The sequence below is a fragment of the Mangrovimonas sp. YM274 genome, from assembly GCF_030908385.1.
In the GTDB taxonomy this organism is placed as follows: domain Bacteria; phylum Bacteroidota; class Bacteroidia; order Flavobacteriales; family Flavobacteriaceae; genus Mangrovimonas_A.
In genome coordinates this window covers 3,390,039-3,409,074 of sequence record NZ_CP133091.1, presented here as the reverse complement: position 1 = coordinate 3,409,074, position 19,036 = coordinate 3,390,039, and the positions used below count along the sequence as shown (strand labels likewise).

Genomic DNA, 19,036 nt, shown 5'->3' with positions numbered 1-19,036 from the left:
GTAGAGAGTTATTCTTTTAATTTTTTTGGATTATAATTTTAATTAAAAGTTAGTTGAGATTGTTTAGATAATGAGTATTCATTTTGTTTTTAGAAAAAAGTTACCACAATACAACAGTATAGAAGAGTTGTTTGCAGTTGTTGTATGCCATATTTCCAAAATATGTAAAGTGTCGTTGGCAGAAGTGTCTCATTCTGGAGCAAATTTACAGACGATTGTTAAAAATTTAAAATCTCATAGGGCTCCAGAGAGAAGTATCACTCATATTACAGGCGATGTGCATTATATGGCTTTGGTAACGGGAAACAGAACAGTGCTGACAATTCATGATGTTCAGTCAATTATAAAAGGGCCTTGGTTAAAGCAACAAATTATAAAATTGCTTTGGTTTTGGCTCCCAGCATTGTGTGTGAAAAAAATCACCGTGATATCAGAATTTTCCAAAAAGGAATTAAAAAAAGTCATCCCTTTTGCAGCTTCCAAAATCCAAGTGATTTATAACCCGGTAAATTCTCAGTTATGCTATACTCCGAAGGAATTAAATGTTCGGAAACCTCAAATTTTATTGTTAGGAACTAAACCCAATAAAAATTTGGAACGTACCCTAAAAGCTTTAAAAGAACTTAATTGTACTTTATTGATCATAGGGTTGCTCTCAGAGTCACAATTGAGTCTTTTGAAAGCTTTTGAATTTGAATATAATAATAAGTTTAATGTGTCATACCAGGAGATTGTGGATGCTTATACAAAATGTGATCTGGTGTTATTTGCTTCCACATATGAGGGGTTTGGGATGCCAATAATTGAAGCCCAGGCAATTGGTCGTCCAGTGATCACTTCAAACATGGGGGCGATGAAGGAAGTTGCTGGAGCAGGAGCTTGTTTAGTGAATCCTAATAGTGTGAACTCTATTCGTGAAGGAGTGAAAAGGGTCCTTGATGACGAGGCCTATAGACAAAATTTAATTGTTTCAGGATTAGAAAATGTTAAGAGGTTTCAGTTGGATGTAATTGCGGAGCAATACCTAGCTTTGTATCAAAGTTTATAAGCTTGTTGGAATGGAAGACAAACTACAAAAGAAAGTTTTAATAGTTACAGATTGGTTTTTGCCAGGGTATAAAGCTGGCGGGCCGATACAGTCCATCAACAACTTATTGGCAAAATTGGGCAAGGAATATCAGTTTACCATTCTAACCTCAAATAAGGATTTGGGTGACACACTTCCATATCCGAATATTGAATATAATAGAATTTTGGATAAGGGTCGTTATAGGATTATGTACTTGGATGAAGCGCATCAAAACTATAGTTTTTATAGGTCAATTTTGAATAACGAGAGTTTCGATTTGGTGTATCTAAATTCTTTGTTTTCATTCAAGTTCTCAATTTTGCCGTTAAGGGCTGCCTTAAGGGCTAATGTTAAAGTAATTTTGGCTCCTCGAGGAATGTTGGGTAAGGGCGCTTTAAAAATTAAGCCCTTAAAGAAACAAGTTTTTCTGAAAGGTTTTAAAATGTTAGGCTGGCATAAAAAAATAGTATGGCATGCAACTGCCGTTAGCGAACAACAGGAGATTTTTCGAAATTTTGGAAATGGAATCCGTTGTAAAATAGCTTCAAATCTACCACAAAGATCATTAGATTATGCTCCAAGAGCCAAGGAAAAAGGGGATTTAAAGTTATTCTATCTATCTAGAATACATCCTAAGAAAAACTTGTTGGGGGCATTACGATTATTAAAAGGGATAGATTCTAGGACATTTGTGGAATATACTATTATTGGTCCAGTTGATGATCCTGCATATTGGAAGGAATGTCAAGAGGAAATAAAAAAGATGCCATCGAATATAAAAGTAGAATATGTCGGAGCAGTACCACATGCCAATTTGCAAAACGTATTAAATAATCAGCATGCCTTGTTGTTGCCTACTTTTAATGAGAACTACGGTCATGTTATTGTAGAATCCTGGCAAAATGGTTGTTTAACCATTATTTCAGACCAAACCCCTTGGAGGGATTTGAATACAACAGAGATTGGTTGGGATATTCCTTTGGATTCTATAGGTGAATTTAAAAGAGTTATTGAATATTGTGCTCAAATGTCCCAAGAGGATTTTGATAAGAAGTCAAAAAAAGCCTTTATGTTTGCAAAGGACTATTTTGACAATCCAAAAATATTAAATGCAAATAGAGAATTATTTAACAAATAAAAATATACATGAAGCGTATTTTAATAACAGGAGGAGCAGGATTCGTTGGTTCTCATTTATGTGAACGTTTGCTGAATGAAGGCAATGAAGTGATATGTTTGGATAATTATTTTACAGGTAGTAAAAAAAATATCGAGCATTTAATGGATCATCATTACTTTGAATTAGTACGTCATGATGTGACTCAACCTTATATGATCGAGGTGGACGAAATTTACAATTTGGCATGTCCGGCTTCTCCTGTACATTATCAGTACAACCCTATCAAGACTATCAAAACGTCAGTGATGGGCGCCATCAATATGCTGGGCTTGGCAAAACGTGTTAAGGCCAGAATTTTGCAGGCATCCACTAGTGAGGTGTATGGCGATCCTTCGGTGCATCCACAACCGGAATCCTATTGGGGAAATGTGAATCCAATTGGTTTGCGTTCTTGTTATGATGAAGGAAAGCGTTGTGCGGAAACTTTGTTTATGGACTATCATATTCAGAATGATGTAGATGTTAAAATCATTCGTATTTTCAATACATACGGACCTAACATGAATCCAAATGATGGTAGAGTGGTGTCCAATTTTATTGTTCAGGCTTTAAAGGGAGATGATATCACCATTTTTGGAGATGGTACTCAAACACGTTCCTTTCAGTATGTAGATGATTTGGTTGAAGGAACTATTAGGATGATGAGTAGTAGGGATGGTTTTATGGGGCCTGTTAATATTGGGAACCCAGGAGAGTTTACCATGTTGGAATTAGCCGAAAAGGTACTGAAATTAACCAATTCAAAATCCAAGTTAATTCATTTGCCATTGCCTAAAGACGATCCTATGCAACGTAAACCGAACATTTCTTTAGCTCAAAAGGAATTGAATGGGTGGGAGCCAAAGGTGCATTTGGAAGAGGGGCTGGTGAAAACCATCGCCTATTTTGATCAACTTTTAAAAGAGGCCTAGTTGTTGAAAACAGACTTGTCAACATACAATAACGATTGGTACCAGCCTGGAAACCCATTGAAGCGTTTAAGTTGGTATATTGTTAATGCATTGTTTTTTGTGAATCCTTTGAATCCGTCTTCGGGTTTGAAGGTTTTCCTTTTAAGGATGTTTGGAGCTCAAGTGGGAAAAGGAGTGGTAATCAAACCGGGGGTTAATATTAAATATCCACGGAAATTGACGATTGGTGATTTTTCCTGGATTGGAGAAAAGGTTTGGATCGATAATTTAGCAGAGGTGACTATTGGAAGTAATGTGTGTGTATCGCAAGGAGCCATGTTGTTATGCGGGAATCATAATTACAAAAAGCCTTCTTTCGATTTGATTATAGGAAGTATAACGGTTGAAAACGGTGCTTGGGTAGGTGCTAAATCTGTTGTGTGTCCTGGAATAGTTTTGAAAGAGCATAGTGTGCTCGCTGTAAATTCAGTGGCCACAAAAGATTTGGAGTCTTTTGGGATTTATCAAGGTAATCCCGCTGTATTGCTTAGAAAAAGAATAATAGAGTAAATGAAAGTATCCATTATAACCGCTACCTATAATAGCGAAGCAACTATTGAGGGATGTATAAAATCGGTCTTATCTCAAGATTACCCTAATATTGAGTATATTATTATTGATGGTGCTTCTTCAGATCACACCTTGTCTATAATAAATTCTTATAAGCAACAGTATACTAACATTGTACTGGTTTCAGAATCTGATAAAGGGATATATGATGCCTTGAATAAAGGAATTAAAGCCGCAACAGGAGATGTTGTTGGCTTTTTGCATTCAGATGATTTTTTTAATTCCACCTGTACTATAGGGAATATAGTCGCTACCTTTTCTGAAGGGGCTACTGATGGGGTTTATGGTAACTTAGATTATGTTAGCTCCAAGGACACAAACAAGATAGTTAGACATTGGCAAAGTCAACCATTTTCTAAAAGCCTTTTGAATCGCGGATGGATGCCAGCGCATCCTACGGTATTTCTAAAAAAGGAGGTTTATACAAAACACGGTTTGTTCAATACGGAGTTTAAAATTGCCGCAGATTACGATATGATGCTTCGCATTTTTTGTGATAAAACATTGCAATTTAAATATTTGCCTGAAGTTATAACAAAAATGAGGGTTGGAGGAGCTAGCAATAGAAGTTTAAAGAATATAATCACAAAATCTATGGAGGATTATCGAGCCCTTAAATTTAATAAACTCTCTTTTCCTATTTGGTCTTTAGTGCTTAAAAATTGTTCTAAAATCCCTCAATTTTTTAAAAAACCTTAAGTTCTAAAACTTCTTATTTGGCGGATACTTAGTTAAGAAGGTATAGTTTGTTAACATTTTGATAGATAGACTTTTCAACATTGTGCTAATTGTTTTTTAGAGATAATCCAAAATAAATTTTTCATTTTTTTTTAGGCTTATAATTGTGAAAAAAAATCAATACATGCCTGAATATTAAATAATTATAAAAAAAAAGTTATTATAGATGAAATGCAAAGATTAATAATTTGAAAGTTGTATTTTTGTTATCCTTATTACAGCTATTAACAATTATCTTAACAACCATGAATCCGATTATTTATAATTTTTTTAGGGGCGATTATGTTTACCTGTGGTTGCTTGTGCCAAGTTTCTTGGCGTTTATCATTTCTTTTTCTGCATTGCCAGTAGTTATTCACGTGGCAAAAACAAAACATCTTGTGGATGAGCCTGGGATAAGGAGCGTTCATAAAAAAGGGATTCCAACCTTGGGTGGAGTTGGAATTTTTCTAGGGATATCGGTGGTACTTTCCTTATTGGGAAGTATGTTGTATGACAACAAAATTTTGACGCTTTTAGCAGGGCTCATAGTCTTATTTTTTCTTGGAATTAAAGATGATTTGTTGGTTCTGTCACCTAGGAAAAAGTTTATAGGCCAAGTATTTAGTTCCCTAGTGGTTATTATGATTACGGATATTCGAATTATGAATTTTTCTGGTATTTTTGATGTTGGAGAATTACCTTATGCAATATCTGTGTTGTTTACATTGTTTGTTTATGTGTTGATTATAAATGCCTATAATTTGATTGATGGTGTCGATGGGTTAGCAGGTTGTATAGGGCTGCTTGCAAGTACTTGTTTTGGGATGTTTTTTTGCATGACCGAGCAGTTTGTTCTAGCTGCAATTTCTTTTATTACAGTTGGAGCCTTGTTGCCATTTTTAAGACATAATTTCTCGAGTAGACAAAAAATTTTCATGGGTGATACCGGGTCTATGATTATTGGATTTTTACTAGCCTTTCAAGCCGTAAATTTTATTTGGTATAGTCAAATACAAGAAGCTAATTCATTCAGTAATTCGGCTCCGGTCATCGCTTTGGCCATATTGTTTTTTCCATTATTTGATACATTTAGGGTATTTTGTATCCGTATGTTTATATTGAAGAAAAGTCCATTTCATCCGGATACAAATCATATCCATCATCGTATCATAGGGAATGGTTTTAAGCATTGGCAAACTACCTTTATCATTTCAATAACTTCTCTAATGATTGTATTAATTTCTGTGAATGTATTATTCTTACCTATTGGTTGGCAGTTGGTATTGTTAACTAGTATTGGGACTATTGCATTTATGAGTATCATGCGATTAAGGTTAATTAAAGTTAAAGGGCAGATAAAGCTGAAATTTAAGCTTACCTAAAAAACATTTAAATCCTTATCTAGACTTCTACAATCGTTTGGTACGTATTCAAATTGTAGGTATATTTGTTTGTGAAACGAATAAAGGATAAACTATAATGTTTACCTTTCCTAATAATTCTAAACAGTACTAAATGAAACTACTCCTCAAGGGGATTATCCTTTGTTTGCTTGCTACTTCCTGTTCCACAAAAAAGCAGGTATTATATTTTCAAGATATTGATGAGGTTGTAAAAACTGTAGAATACCCTAATAGTACTATTCAGGTAAATGATTTATTGAAAATTAATGTCAGTGCTCTAGAGCCAACTGCGGCTGAACCTTATAACAAAAGATCTAATGTTGGAGTGCAATCTAGTGGTGGTAATTCTAATCAAGCCAATATGGATGCTTATCTCGTGTCAACAGAGTATACAATTTTGTTTCCTATATTAGGATATATAGATGTCCGTGATAAAACGACAACTGAATTGGAAAAACATATTACTAATTTATTGGTTGAAGGGGGGCATTTAAAAGCTCCTACAGTAAGCGTTCGTATTGTAAACGGAAAGTTTACGGTGTTGGGAGAAGTCAAATCTCCTGGGATGTATACGTTTGATGAGCAGAGCATAACACTTACTCAGGCCTTGGGGATGGCAGGTGATTTAACGATCAAAGGAAAACGGAAGGATATTGTAGTTATAAGGGAGGAATCTGGAATCCGCGAGGTGGCCCACATTGACATGACATCTACAGATTGGTTTAATAGTCCTTTTTATTATATTAAACAAAATGATGTAATTGTGGTCGATCAAAATTATTCGGCCGTCAAGAAGGCTGGAATTATTGGTGATCTTGGGGCGCTGTTGGGAATTGTTTCCTTTTCTATAAGTCTTGCATTGTTACTATCTAGATAAGCATTAAATGACAAATTCTACCTCAAAAATACCAAATAACGATTCTAAGATTGATTTAAAAGAAGAATTAAGTAAATACCTAAGCCATTGGCCTTGGTTTTTACTTTCAATTGCTGTGGCTGTCTTGGTGGCTTATTTTTATTCCAGATATACGCCAGATACTTTTAGGACAACCGCCAAGATACGCGTTTTGGATGAAGGAAAAGGACTTGAATTGCCTACATCGGCTTTCGTGTTTAAACGCTCTTCTATTAACTTAGATAATGATATGGAACTCATTAAATCTAAGCGTTTATTAACGAAGGTTGTGGAAGATTTAAATTTAACAATTACGTATACTCAAATTGGAAAATTTCGCGATACCGAATTATGGCCTGCTCCATTTAGAGTGGTGGAAAGATCGAAGACATCTCTGGCCGGATTGACCTTTACAATTGAAGTTGTATCAGGTGGGTATGTGATTAGCAATGAACAAGAAAAGTATTCTGATTTTAGTGTAAAAGGATATGTTGTTAATGCAGGGGAGTATGGATTGCCTTTTTCTATTATACCTAGGTCTGAGTCAGAAATGGCCAGGAATATTGGGAACCTTTATTTAGTAAGGTTTGGTTCGATTGGAGGTGTTGCCAGGAGTTTAGCTTGGCAATTACAAATTGGGCGACATAATAGTAGTGGAGATATTTTAACGATTAGTTTAAATGGAACCAATAAAAAGAAATCGGAAGATATTATTAATAAAGTGGTGGAGCAATTCAATCTGGACGGAATTCAAGATCGTCAATTAGTGCATAAAAGAACCATGGATTTTGTGGATGACCGTTTTGTTTTTTTAGCTACAGAATTGGACTCTATTGAAAAAGAAAAGGAAGATTTTAAGGTGAATCACAATTTGATTTCTATTGAAGCGGATGTAGGCTTTAGTATGGGGAGGAAGGTAGAGTCTGATCAAGCAGTATTTGATTTGGAAACCCAAAAGGCTTTAGCGGAATTTTTAAAGGAATCTCTCAATACTGGAGACGGATTTAATTTGTTGCCAGAGAGTATCGGCTTGGAGGATACCAATGCTAATAATTTAATTGTTCATTACAATGTCTTGGTGCAAGAAAGGGATGATTTGATAGTCAGTGCAGGAAGCGGGAATCCAAGGGTTATTAGTCTTGAAGAAAACCTGGAGAAAATACAAGACAACTTAAATGAGTCTATAAATAATTATTTGGATCAACTTAAGGTTGCCGAATCACAAATTAAACGTAGGAAAATTGAATCTCAGGGTTTAGTTGCTAGTGTCCCTGAGAAGGAAACGCTGCTAAGGGCTATCGAGCGCCAGCAAAAAATAAAAGAGACCTTATATCTGTTTTTACTTCAAAAACGAGAGGAGGCTGCAATTAATTTCGCGATTACAGCAGACTCTATTAAGGTTTTGGATAATGCGACTACTTCGGGGCCTATTTCTCCTGATAGAAATAAGATTTACATTATGGCAATTTTGGCTGGTTTGTTAATTCCTCTAGGAATTATCTATGGAGTGAATTATTTGGATACCAAAATACATGGGAAGAATCAGTTAGAAAGGCAAGTGCCTGAAATTCCGGTGATAGGGGAGATTCCTTTGGTAGAGGATCAAAAGTTATTTTTAAATGCGCATGACAAAAGTATGTTGGCTGAATCCTTTAGAATCTTAACTACGAATGTTAATTACGCATTAGGAAAAAAGGGTGGCTCAGCTAAAATAGTATATGTGACTTCGACAATTAAAGGAGAAGGGAAAACCTTTGTGGCTACTAATTTAGCCTTGGCTTTTGCTAGTGTAAATCATAAAGTACTGCTTATTGGTGCAGATTTAAGGAACCCTCAATTACATAATAATTTAAAATTGAAGAAAACAGATAAGGGCCTTTCCGATTATTTGTTTGATACTACTATGGATTATAAGGATTTGATTATTCATCCTAAGATTGTAAATAGACAAAATTTCAGTGTTTTGCTGGCAGGGACTATACCTCCAAACCCGTCAGAGTTATTTGTTAATGGTCGATTTGAAACTATGTTGGAAGAATTGAAAAAGGGGTATGATTATATTGTTATTGATACCGCTCCAACCTTATTGGTAACAGATACGTTATTAATTTCTCAATACTCGGATGTCACGTTATACGTAACAAGATCTAACTATACCGATAAGAATATTTTAGATTTTTCAAAGGAACTCAATCGGGACCAAAAACTTAAAAACTTGAATTATGTTCTTAATGGTGTAGGGGGATTGAAGTCAAAGGGCTACGGGTATAACTATGGGTATGGTTACGGTTATGAAGCCTATAATGAAAAATTACTTTGGTACAAACGTATTTTCTCGCGAGTATAATTTTCTTTGGATTCTTTTTTTTAAAAGACTTGTTTTAAGATGTATGCTGAATAAATTAGGATTCGTAAATAATATTTAAAGGCTGCCTTAGCGATTGCCTATTGTATCATTTTATTTGAATTTCAATTGATTACTTGGATATGTTTGAGAACTACTTAATGAATTTACCTAGAGAGTTAAATAAAAATGCCTTCATTTTAATGAAGGCATTTTTATTTACTTTGTTTATGAGAGCTTACTAATACCAAAGGTATAGGAATGTAAGGGAGTGTTGAATATGATTACTATTAATAGGCTGTGTATCGGCAGCAAATTTTCCAACCGTTTGAATACGAACTCCAAATTGTTTATCAAACCAAAAATTGAAACCTAAACCAGTGTTTAAGGTGACATTACTATCATTTTCGAAAAAAGGAGCGCCAACTCCTAAAATGACATAGGATTCAAACCAATTATTAAAAGGGGATTCATAGATTAAATGATCAAAGAAAAATTTTCCGTTAATATCTAGGGCAAAATAAACATAGTCTTGGTCTATTGTAAGATAATCTTGCTGATTGCTGGCGCTAATTTTATTTAAGGAAATAGCTAATTCTGTGCCAAACAATTCACTCCATTTGCGCTCAACACCAAACATGATGGGTAAGTCTGTATTCCAGTCTTTTGTTTTAAAAGGACTTTTAAAGCGTCGTCCATCGTTGTCAACAAAGTTGATTCCCAAACTTACAGCCCAATGGTCGTAAGATGTACCCCTCATTATTTGGGATTTTGCAGAGAAAATTCCGATGAATAGAAATAAAATAACGGTAAACTGTTTCATTCTGGTCTGGTTTGCTAGTGTATTAAAAATCTGTAAAAAGCAGGAATAAAGTTAGGTATTTATTTTTAAAAATAGCAACAAATAGCTTCACTTTGTAAAAATACCCAAATCAACTTCTGTAAGAATGAAGAATTGAATAAGTCTCATGAAATTAGCTTTTTAATTTTTAAATTCTCAATTATTTTAAATGTAATTAACCGTTTGCTAAGTCTTTAAGATCTTTAATTGTGGCTAAGGGAGTCGTACTTTTAAAAACAAAACTGCCGGCAACCAATACATCAGCTCCTGCGTCAACTAATGCTTTAGCGTTTTTGCTTGTGACACCTCCGTCAATTTCAATTTTTGTATCTGCACCTTTGCGAATAATTAAGTCTTTTAACTGCTTAACTTTTGTATAAGTGTTTTCTATAAAGCTCTGACCCCCAAAACCAGGGTTCACACTCATGATGCATACTAAATCGATATCATTGATTGTATCTTCTAAAACATTAACGTTTGTATGAGGGTTCAATGCTACACCTGCTTTCATTCCTTCGGTTTTAATGGCTTGAAGCGTTCTGTGTAAATGTGTACAAGCTTCATAGTGCACGGTAAGGTTATTAGCCCCTAGTTCAGCGAAAGTTTTGATGTATCTATCTGGGTCGATAATCATTAAGTGGACATCTATGGTTTTCTTAGCGTGTTTGGTAATGGCTTCCAAAACCGGCATTCCGTAGGAAATGTTTGGAACAAATACACCATCCATAATATCAATATGAAACCAATCGGCATCACTACTATTTACCATTTCGATATCTCTTTGCAGATTGGCAAAATCGGCAGCCAAAACGGACGGTGCTATTAATTTAGAACTCATGATTTTAACGTGTATAAAAGTTTTTGCAAAAGTAGTCAAAAAAATAAACCCCCGGTAATCAGCCGGGGGTTCTTTCATCAATCAAAAAACGAACAGTTATGTGTAACTGTTAGTTACCGTAATTTAGTCGTAATTATCATTAATTACTAACCTAAATATGTTTTCAATATTTTGCTTCGTGAAGTATGTTTCAACCTACGAATGGCTTTTTCTTTAATTTGACGGACTCTTTCTCTAGTTAAATCGAAAGTTTCGCCTATTTCTTCAAGTGTCATTGGGTGTTGATCTCCCAAACCAAAATATAAACGGATGACATCTGCTTCACGGGGTGTAAGCGTTTCCAAAGCACGCTCAATTTCAGTACGTAAAGATTCGTGCAATAAATCTTTATCTGGGTTTGGAGATTCTCCACTTCGCAATACGTCATACAAATTAGAGTCTTCTCCCTCAACCAATGGCGCGTCCATACTTACATGACGGCCAGAATTTTTCATGGATTCTTTAACGTCATTAATGGTCATGTCCAATTCCTTGGCTATTTCTTCTGCACTTGGAGGGCGTTCATGACTTTGCTCCAAAAAAGCAAAAGTTTTGTTGATTTTATTGATAGAACCAATTTTATTCAATGGTAAACGAACAATTCTAGATTGCTCAGCCAAAGCTTGAAGAATGGATTGACGAATCCACCACACAGCATAAGAGATAAATTTGAAACCTCTTGTTTCGTCAAATCTTTGGGCTGCTTTTATTAATCCTAAATTACCTTCGTTGATCAAATCGGGTAGGGTTAACCCCTGGTTTTGATATTGCTTTGCCACAGAAACCACAAAACGCAAATTGGCTTTTGTTAATTTTTCCAAAGCTACTTGGTCACCTGCTTTGATGCGTTGAGCCAATTCTACTTCTTCATCGGCGGTAATCAAATCTACCTTTCCTATCTCCTGCAAATACTTGTCTAATGAAGCAGTTTCTCTATTGGTAACCTGCTTGGTAATTTTAAGTTGTCTCATTTAAGATCCTCTAATTAAAGCGTGAATTTAAAGTTGCTAAGTGGTTATACGTAAGTTCCCGATAAAATGTTACAAGGAATTAAATTTTTATCAGCTTTTTGTCATTAAGATTAATGGCATCTAGCATTTCGTTGGTAAATTTATAATGGCCTCTGGTGGTAATAAGTCTGAATCTGTGAGATTTAAGGTTGCTCAGTGTGTTTAAAAATAACCACTTCGATTTTAATAGGTTGGGTTTTGAAGATTTAAGACCAATATCAAAAATATGTTTTCTGCCTTCTTTTTCGGCAACAATGTCTGGGGTAATTACAATATCACTTCCTACTTTAGAGTAAGATTTAGGGGATTCATATCCCACAAGGTCGGCTTTAATGTTCTCGAAACCATGCTGTTTTAGGTAATCTACCGAGTCATTTAGAAATTCTGAATATTTATCTTTGTCTGTGTAAATCATAACTAACAATATAGTAAAAAAAGTGAAAATGACAAATATTTGAGAATGTTTAACTTTTTTTGTTAAAAAATTGATATCTTAATTACTCTCTTTACGAACTTAATAATGGCTATTGTCAATGTTTCAATACCATGTAATTTGAAATGGATCTAATAGCTGTCATCAATTTTTTGTTAATCGCTGGTGTTATTCAGGGGTTTGTTTTCAATCTAGTCACGCTTTTTTTTAAGAAAAAATTCAATAAGGTTGTTGTGTACCTCAATTTAACCGTTTTTTTTATTTCCTTAAATAACCTTCAGGCGTGGCTTGGAGAAAATGGATTTTCTTCAAATAATTTTCTTATCAAAGAACTGTTGGTGCCGTGGTATGTGTTTATTTTACCCGTATTTTATGCTTTTTTATTACATTTTTTACAAGTAAGAAATCAGTTTAGAAGCTATATTAAATTTACGGTTATTCTATTTTCTGTTGAGGTTATAGTACGGCTTTGCTTGATTAGCTATGTCTATTATCATGTTGAAGGAAGGGACAATCATCTTATTTTAGTGTATACCTCTTGTGAAGAAATTTTAAATCTACTTTTCACTTCTTTTATTTTCTATAAATCATGGACATTAGTTTTTAGTAAACAAGATAAGTATAAAGATTTCCTAACTTATGATGATATAGCTTGGGTTAAAATTTTTTTAAAACTTGGTGTATTCATCATGGTGCTTTGGATTATTTCTATTGGAATTTATGTGCTGGTTTACAAAATTAATGGTAATGAAGAGGCCTACTATCCGTTAAGGTTAGGTACTTCGATACTTTTATATTGGATAGGGTATCAAGGTTTTTACAGGTACAATGTAGTGCAGGATCGAATTTTTTTAAGGCGTTCTATTGCCAAAAGAAATGATGAGTTGCAACTCTACAGCTTGTTGGAGCCCAATCCGGAATTGATGGAAAAGTATTTGGCCGAATTTCAAACCATCAACGAATATATTGTGGATAACCAGCGGTATCTAGATCCTCAGTTAAATATGAATATTTTAGCTCAAGAGATGAACATTAGTACTAGCCATTTTTCGAAATTGATAAACACCTTTAGCGGGTATAGTTTTCCTGATTATATTAATACTTTAAGGATAGAGCAATCCAAGAAATTATTAGCAGATGAAAGTTTTAACCAGTATACTATCGTCGCCATAGGGCTTGAATGTGGCTTTAATTCTAGATCAACTTTTTACTCGGCTTTTAAAAAGTTTACTTCACTAACTCCAACGCAATACCGCGAAAAATTCACTTGACATTGTCCGAAATTATCGTTGGACATCCAATTTTTTACAAGTTAGAGTATCTTGGATACGTATAAAATTATTGTGATATACATTTGAAATATCAACAATCAAAAGCATATGTCATGATACCGCTAACAATTTTGTTCATCATAAGAAAACTAAAGATTAAAATGATAATAATTGGCATAATTCAGAATTTTTTAAAGTCTGTACCCAAGGTGGCAATGGCAGTATTTTCAATGTTGTTTTTTGTGGCTATGGTTATGTCTCCTGAATCTGATGACTCAAATCACAAACAAACCTTAGAGTTCAATGTTTTTAAAAACAATAGGCTTATTGGAGAAATTAGCATTACCAAGCAAAATAACGGGACAACGGTTGTTTATAACCTTGACAGTAAACTACAAGCAAAATTCTTTATGGGGGTTGAAATTGTGGGTAGGGAAAAAGCAGTATTTAGGAATGGTGTACTAGTTTATTCGTCCATTTATAGAAGTTTGAACAACAAGGTTCAGGTTGATAAGGAAATTACCTTTGGAAATGACTCATATTTAGCAATTGAAAACCGAGAAAATATCCGGTCATCATTGGATGATATTAAAGAGAATTTGGTTGGACTATATTTTAAGGAGCCAAAGGGAGCCAATGAGGTTTACTGCGATAATCAAAATGAAATGGTACCTGTTGAAGCTGTTTCTAAAGGGGTATATAAAGTCCGATTTTCAGCCACAAAGTACAATACTTTTCATTACGATAATGGAGCTTGCTCTATGGTAGAAGCAGTAGGCCCAATGTTTAGTGTTACTATTATACCAGCAAAGTCATGAAGGCTAGCCTTAACATATGGATTCTGATGTTTTTGAGTTTTATAATCTATTTTATCCTAGGTTTTGTCTATAAGAAATTTAAAGTAGGTAATATTCAAAACGGGCTAATGAAATGCAATGGTTTGTGTTTGTTGAATGCTAAACATGTATTGGGGATAATACTATTTGGTGCTATATATTACATTCTTTATCCCGATTTCAGAGTATTAATTCATGTTATCCAAGTTCCAAGGTTTCAAGTCTTGCTACCTATGATATTGGTGGTAGTGCTTAGTGCTTATTTGTCTGGCCTTTCAGTATCACGGATGAAGGGTCAGTTCGCGGTACCCAAAGAATACAGCTATTTAGAGGCTATTTTCTATTTTATGTTTAGAGGTGCTTTTTTGTTGGCGTATGAGTTCTTTTTCAGGGGAATTTTGTTTTATGAGTCTTTAGAAACCTATAACCTTACACTATCCATTATTATTAATACATCTCTGTATGTACTCATACATGCTTTTGATAGTCAGAAGGAAATCTTTGGAGCCATTCCATTTGGGATAGTTTTGTGCCTGTTCACTTATTATACAAACAGTATTTGGCCCGCATTTATTATTCATTTGGCCCTGTGTTTAACCTACGAAATTTCTTTGTTCAATATTATCAATTTTAAAACACAGAAGTCATGAAGGTATTTTTAACAGGAGCGACGGGTTATGTAGGTCATGAGTTAGCGCTGGCATTGGCTCAGAATGATATTAAAGTGCATGCTCTGGTGCGGGATTTAAAATCATCCAAAATCCCAAAGCATAAAAATATTAGCTTGTTACTCGGTGATATCAGAGATTATGATGCAATTGAAACAGCAGTTAGAGGATGTAAATATGTGTTTCATGCGGCAGCTTACACTAATTTAAGAGATTCAAATATTGAGGAATTTTATCAAATTAATGTGATAGGTACTCATAATGTACTGAAAGCATCTTATAAAAACAGGGTGAAAAGAGTGGTGTGTACGAGCACCCTTGCTGTTTTTGGGCCTTCACTAAAGGATATTGCAATAACAGAAAATCAACCAAGGTTGGCTTCATACTCTAACCATTATGAGTTGACCAAAAGCATGTCTGAAGAAGTCGTTTTTGAATTTGTTAAAAAAGGACTGCACTGTTCAATACTTAATGTGACTAAAGTGTTTGGCCCAGGAGTAGAGACTTTTTCAGGAGGAGTAAATAGGTTCATCAAAAAAATTATGAAAAGTGATATACTGGTGGTGCCATCAAAACTTGATGTGGTTTCCAATTATGTCTTTATTTCCGATGTTGTAAAGGCACATATGCTTGCATTGAGATATGGGGAATCTGGTGAGAAATATATCGTAGGGGGTGAAAATTTGAGTTATGAAAATTTGTTTGTCAATATTATTAAAGCGACCAATTCTAAGGTAAAACTGATAAAAATAAATTATCGACTTATAAGAACAGGACTAAGCGCGGTCAACATTATTAAAAGAATAGTAGGAGGAGCCTCAGGAGTTACGACTACTGTTTTGGATTCGTTATTTGTAAATAGAATTTCAAGTTCTCAAAAGGCAATTTCAAGACTTCATTACCGTATAACGCCTTTTAATAGAGGGTTACAATTAACATTGAGGCAATTTAATAAATGAAACTATGGACTCACATACTTTAATTACAGGCGCAAGCAGCGGATTTGGAAAAGCTCTAGCCTTGGAGCTCGCAGAAAGAAAGAGGAATTTGGTTCTAGTCGCTTTGCCATCTTCCGGTGTGATGGAATTAGCGCAGTTCATACGGCTTCATTACGGAGTGCAAGTGGAAGGATTGGAATATGATTTAAGTTTGACGGGTAATTGTGAAGCATTGTATGAATCAGTTAAAAAGAAGGGTGTCTTGGTCGATTGTTTAATCAATAATGCTGGCGTTTTGAGTGAGGGATTATTTGAGACTTTAAATCATAATTATCTTGTGAATCAAATAAACGTAAATGTTACCGCACCAACGTTGTTGTGTAGGCTGTTCTTGGAGGACTTGAAAATGACTCCCAATGCATCAATTTTGAATGTTTGCAGCATGGCTAGCTTTTTTTGCTTACCTAAGAAGCAAGTGTACGGTGGAACAAAATCTTATTTGATGTCATTTTCAAGAAGTCTTTCAAAAGAATTGAAACCCTATAATATTTTGGTATCTGTAGTCTGTCCAGGAGGGCTTAACACAACAACAAGATTATGTGTTCAGAATTTAAAACTAGGATGGATTTCAAGAAGTACTATTCTAAACCCAGAGGTCGCGGCCGGCATAACTTTAGATAGATTTTTTAAGAGACATACTATAATTGTACCAGGGAAATTGAATAAAGCTTTGAGGTTCTTGGATAGCATCTTGCCCTTATGGTTTAAAAATAAACTTATAAATAGGGCAATGGAAAACTTGATGGCCACCCCCAATATTTTTGCTTAACTCTTTTTAGAAAAGGTATAATTTCAATTTTATGGTTTGAATTTTTAGGAAGAAAGTAAACAAAACTGTCGTAGCCTTATATCCAATAAATAAAATGGAATATTCAAAATGATATGTAGTTCGGAATGAGAAGATCGTTTAAAATACCAACGGTTGGGCAGTAAAAAAGCCCCAATGAAAAATTGAGGCTTAAGATTATTGATAGGTGTGAGCCAAATTACTTTCTAATATGACCATCTCCAAAGACATAGTATTTATTGGTGACCAACTGTTTCAGACCTAATGGGCCTCGGTGATGCAGTTTGTCTGTACTAATGGCCAATTCGGCCCCAACACCCATTTGCCCGCCGTCCGTAAATCGGGTGGATGCATTGTGATATACGGCAGCACTGTCCACTTGTTCCATGAACTTGGCGGCATTTGAATTGTTTTCAGTCAAGATTGCTGCGGAATGCCCTCCGGAGTATTTGTTGATCATTGCAATAGCTTCCTCCTCATTGTCAACTTCTGCCAATAGAATCTTTAAAGCCAAGAACTCCTCATACCAAGTTTCTTCATTCGGCACTGTAGGGGCACTGTCAATTACTTTTGCAATGTTTTTGTCAACAACGATGTCTACATTCAAATTAGACAGTACTTTTTGTAATTCTGTCAATTTATTTTCATAGTCAGGAATGTGTTTGTCGATAAGCACTTTATCCAAGGCATTACAACCTGAAATTTTATCGGTTTTGGCATTAACTATTACCTTGACGGTTTTGTCCCAATCGGCATCTTTCGCAACATACAAAAAGTTGTTTCCGCGGCCGCTTACCAAGACAGCACAGGTAGCATTATCCTTTACAAACTTAATAAGGCGTTCACCTCCCCGGGGAACAATCAAGTCTAATTTCTCTGTTGGATTTTTCAGGAATTCTCTGGTTTCTTCTCGTTGTAAGTGCAGTAACCTAATCCAGTCTTTGCTTAAACCATGTTCCTCCAAGGCTTCATGCCAACATTGTTCTAGCGCAATATTACTATTTAAGGCTTCCTTACCTCCTTTAAGTAGAATTTTGTTGTTGGCTTTAAAGGCTAAAACAGCAGCTTCAATAGTCACATCTGGTCTTGATTCATAAATGATTAAAATAGTTCCAAAGGGAGCTGTTTTGTTGGTTATTTTTAGACCGCTATCCAAAGTAAGGTCAGAGATGGTTTTTCCAACGGGATCTTCTTGGTTTCTTACTTCTTTTATAGCCTGTATCATGCCGTCTATTTTATGGTTGTCAACCACTAGACGGTCATAAAGTGCTTGGTCATCTTTGTTGAAAGCGTCAAGGTCTTTTTGGTTCGCTTCCAAAATCTGTTCTCGTTTCTTATTGATAATTGAAATCATGGAATCGAGAACCTTATTTTTTATTTCAGAACTTAAAAGTTTCATGTTTTTTGTTTTTAATGTATAAATTTAGTTCCCACTTCTTTGTCATCAATAATGTCTACAATAACATTTTCACGTTTACCATTGGCAATGTATGTGGGAATATCTTTCTTGGCAGTGCCTTTGGCAATTCTTAGTTTGGAGGCCATACCTCCACGACCTTCTCCTTCTTTTTTATTAGAGGCTTTTACATATTTTTCGACATCTTGGTCTACGGTAACCTCCTTCAGTTTTTTTGAATTTTCATCGTCTGGATGGCCAGTGTAGAGCCCGTCCGTATCAGATAGAATAATCAATCTGTCAGCATCCAAAAGTTCAGCAACCAAACTTGCCAACTCATCATTATCTGAAAACATGGACATTGTTAAGGATACAGCGTCATCTTCATTGGCAATTGGAATAACCCCCTCAGAGAGCAGTCCCTCATAACAGTTAATCATGTTTTCTCTGTGTTTTCCAGGGTCAAAATCTCGTTTAGTGGCCAAAACCTGGGCGCACCGCATACCATAATCATTAAATAAACTATAATAGTGGCGCATCATTCTAGGTTGGCCTACCGAGGAATACACCTGTCGTCTTATGGAAGGGTCTGTGATTTTAGTGTCTCCCAATACCTCTTTTCCTGCAATAGCAGAACCGGAGGATACCAAAACTACCATGATATCACGTTCGTATAATACAGAAATTTGTCTTACCAATTCTCTTAAAATTGGTCCTAAAATTCTATTGTCTTTGTTGGTAAGAACATTGGTTCCTACTTTTACAACTATTCGTTTTATATCGTCCAT

The 19,036-nt window shown here is 35.0% G+C and carries 19 protein-coding genes; 13 read left to right on the top strand and 6 right to left on the bottom strand.

The window, feature by feature from the left end; genetic code table 11:
- The first annotated feature begins 70 nt into the window (after positions 1 to 70).
- The 8 genes from RBH95_RS14975 to RBH95_RS14940 all read left to right on the top strand — a co-directional run bounded on the left by RBH95_RS14975 (position 71) and on the right by RBH95_RS14940 (position 9,134).
- Complete coding sequence (locus RBH95_RS14975; protein WP_307900374.1) at positions 71 to 1,048, top strand: glycosyltransferase family 1 protein; 978 nt, start codon at positions 71 to 73, stop codon at positions 1,046 to 1,048.
- A gap of 10 nt (positions 1,049 to 1,058) precedes the next feature.
- Positions 1,059 to 2,207: a glycosyltransferase gene (locus RBH95_RS14970; RefSeq protein ID WP_307900373.1), complete on the top strand. Its 1,149-nt coding sequence runs from the start codon at positions 1,059 to 1,061 to the stop codon at positions 2,205 to 2,207.
- Positions 2,208 to 2,215: 8 nt separating this feature from the next.
- Positions 2,216 to 3,160, top strand: coding sequence for a UDP-glucuronic acid decarboxylase family protein (locus RBH95_RS14965; RefSeq protein ID WP_307900372.1), 945 nt, complete (start codon positions 2,216 to 2,218; stop codon positions 3,158 to 3,160).
- Complete coding sequence (locus tag RBH95_RS14960; protein ID WP_307900371.1) at positions 3,161 to 3,709, top strand: WcaF family extracellular polysaccharide biosynthesis acetyltransferase; 549 nt, start codon at positions 3,161 to 3,163, stop codon at positions 3,707 to 3,709.
- The gene (locus RBH95_RS14955; protein ID WP_307900370.1) at positions 3,710 to 4,468 is read left to right on the top strand and encodes a glycosyltransferase family 2 protein; all 759 of its coding nucleotides are present in this window, start codon (positions 3,710 to 3,712) and stop codon (positions 4,466 to 4,468) included.
- A gap of 227 nt (positions 4,469 to 4,695) precedes the next feature.
- Entirely contained in the window at positions 4,696 to 5,871 is a 1,176-nt protein-coding gene (locus tag RBH95_RS14950) for a glycosyltransferase family 4 protein (RefSeq protein WP_307900369.1), read from the top strand.
- A gap of 133 nt (positions 5,872 to 6,004) precedes the next feature.
- Positions 6,005 to 6,769: a polysaccharide biosynthesis/export family protein gene (locus RBH95_RS14945; RefSeq protein ID WP_307900368.1), complete on the top strand. Its 765-nt coding sequence runs from the start codon at positions 6,005 to 6,007 to the stop codon at positions 6,767 to 6,769.
- A 7-nt stretch (positions 6,770 to 6,776) separates the two neighbouring features.
- Positions 6,777 to 9,134: a GumC family protein gene (locus RBH95_RS14940; protein ID WP_307900367.1), complete on the top strand. Its 2,358-nt coding sequence runs from the start codon at positions 6,777 to 6,779 to the stop codon at positions 9,132 to 9,134.
- 238 nt (positions 9,135 to 9,372) lie between these two features.
- Here RBH95_RS14940 and RBH95_RS14935 read toward each other — a convergent pair whose 3' ends face one another.
- From RBH95_RS14935 to RBH95_RS14920, 4 genes are all read right to left on the bottom strand, one after another.
- Positions 9,373 to 9,954, bottom strand: coding sequence for a hypothetical protein (locus RBH95_RS14935; protein WP_307900366.1), 582 nt, complete (start codon positions 9,952 to 9,954; stop codon positions 9,373 to 9,375).
- Between the two features lie 193 nt (positions 9,955 to 10,147).
- The gene (gene rpe, locus RBH95_RS14930; protein ID WP_307900365.1) at positions 10,148 to 10,810 is read right to left on the bottom strand and encodes a ribulose-phosphate 3-epimerase; all 663 of its coding nucleotides are present in this window, start codon (positions 10,808 to 10,810) and stop codon (positions 10,148 to 10,150) included.
- Between the two features lie 146 nt (positions 10,811 to 10,956).
- Positions 10,957 to 11,820 (bottom strand): RNA polymerase sigma factor RpoD/SigA, encoded by an 864-nt coding sequence (locus RBH95_RS14925; protein ID WP_053976055.1) that lies wholly within the window; start codon positions 11,818 to 11,820, stop codon positions 10,957 to 10,959.
- 79 nt (positions 11,821 to 11,899) lie between these two features.
- Positions 11,900 to 12,274 carry a hypothetical protein gene (locus tag RBH95_RS14920; protein ID WP_307900364.1) on the bottom strand — a complete coding sequence of 125 codons (375 nt, stop codon included), beginning with the start codon at positions 12,272 to 12,274 and terminating at the stop codon, positions 11,900 to 11,902.
- Positions 12,275 to 12,417: 143 nt separating this feature from the next.
- Between RBH95_RS14920 and RBH95_RS14915 the strand changes: the two genes are divergently transcribed.
- The 5 genes from RBH95_RS14915 to RBH95_RS14895 all read left to right on the top strand — a co-directional run bounded on the left by RBH95_RS14915 (position 12,418) and on the right by RBH95_RS14895 (position 16,834).
- Positions 12,418 to 13,563, top strand: coding sequence for a helix-turn-helix domain-containing protein (locus tag RBH95_RS14915; RefSeq protein ID WP_307900363.1), 1,146 nt, complete (start codon positions 12,418 to 12,420; stop codon positions 13,561 to 13,563).
- Positions 13,564 to 13,778: 215 nt separating this feature from the next.
- Positions 13,779 to 14,381: a DUF6134 family protein gene (locus RBH95_RS14910; protein ID WP_307900362.1), complete on the top strand. Its 603-nt coding sequence runs from the start codon at positions 13,779 to 13,781 to the stop codon at positions 14,379 to 14,381.
- A 305-nt stretch (positions 14,382 to 14,686) separates the two neighbouring features.
- The gene (locus RBH95_RS14905; protein ID WP_307900361.1) at positions 14,687 to 15,049 is read left to right on the top strand and encodes a CPBP family intramembrane glutamic endopeptidase; all 363 of its coding nucleotides are present in this window, start codon (positions 14,687 to 14,689) and stop codon (positions 15,047 to 15,049) included.
- On the top strand, positions 15,046 to 16,026 hold the full coding sequence (locus RBH95_RS14900; RefSeq protein ID WP_307900360.1) for an NAD-dependent epimerase/dehydratase family protein: 981 nt from the start codon (positions 15,046 to 15,048) through the stop codon (positions 16,024 to 16,026). Before RBH95_RS14905 ends, RBH95_RS14900 begins: the two co-directional genes overlap by 4 nt.
- Before the next feature lie 4 nt (positions 16,027 to 16,030).
- On the top strand, positions 16,031 to 16,834 hold the full coding sequence (locus RBH95_RS14895; protein ID WP_307900359.1) for an SDR family oxidoreductase: 804 nt from the start codon (positions 16,031 to 16,033) through the stop codon (positions 16,832 to 16,834).
- A gap of 217 nt (positions 16,835 to 17,051) precedes the next feature.
- Here the strand turns inward: RBH95_RS14895 and RBH95_RS14890 are convergent, their stop codons facing one another.
- Positions 17,052 to 18,251, bottom strand: coding sequence for a glutamate-5-semialdehyde dehydrogenase (locus RBH95_RS14890; protein ID WP_307900358.1), 1,200 nt, complete (start codon positions 18,249 to 18,251; stop codon positions 17,052 to 17,054).
- An 11-nt stretch (positions 18,252 to 18,262) separates the two neighbouring features.
- Positions 18,263 to 19,036 (bottom strand): glutamate 5-kinase, encoded by a 774-nt coding sequence (gene proB, locus RBH95_RS14885; protein WP_307900357.1) that lies wholly within the window; start codon positions 19,034 to 19,036, stop codon positions 18,263 to 18,265.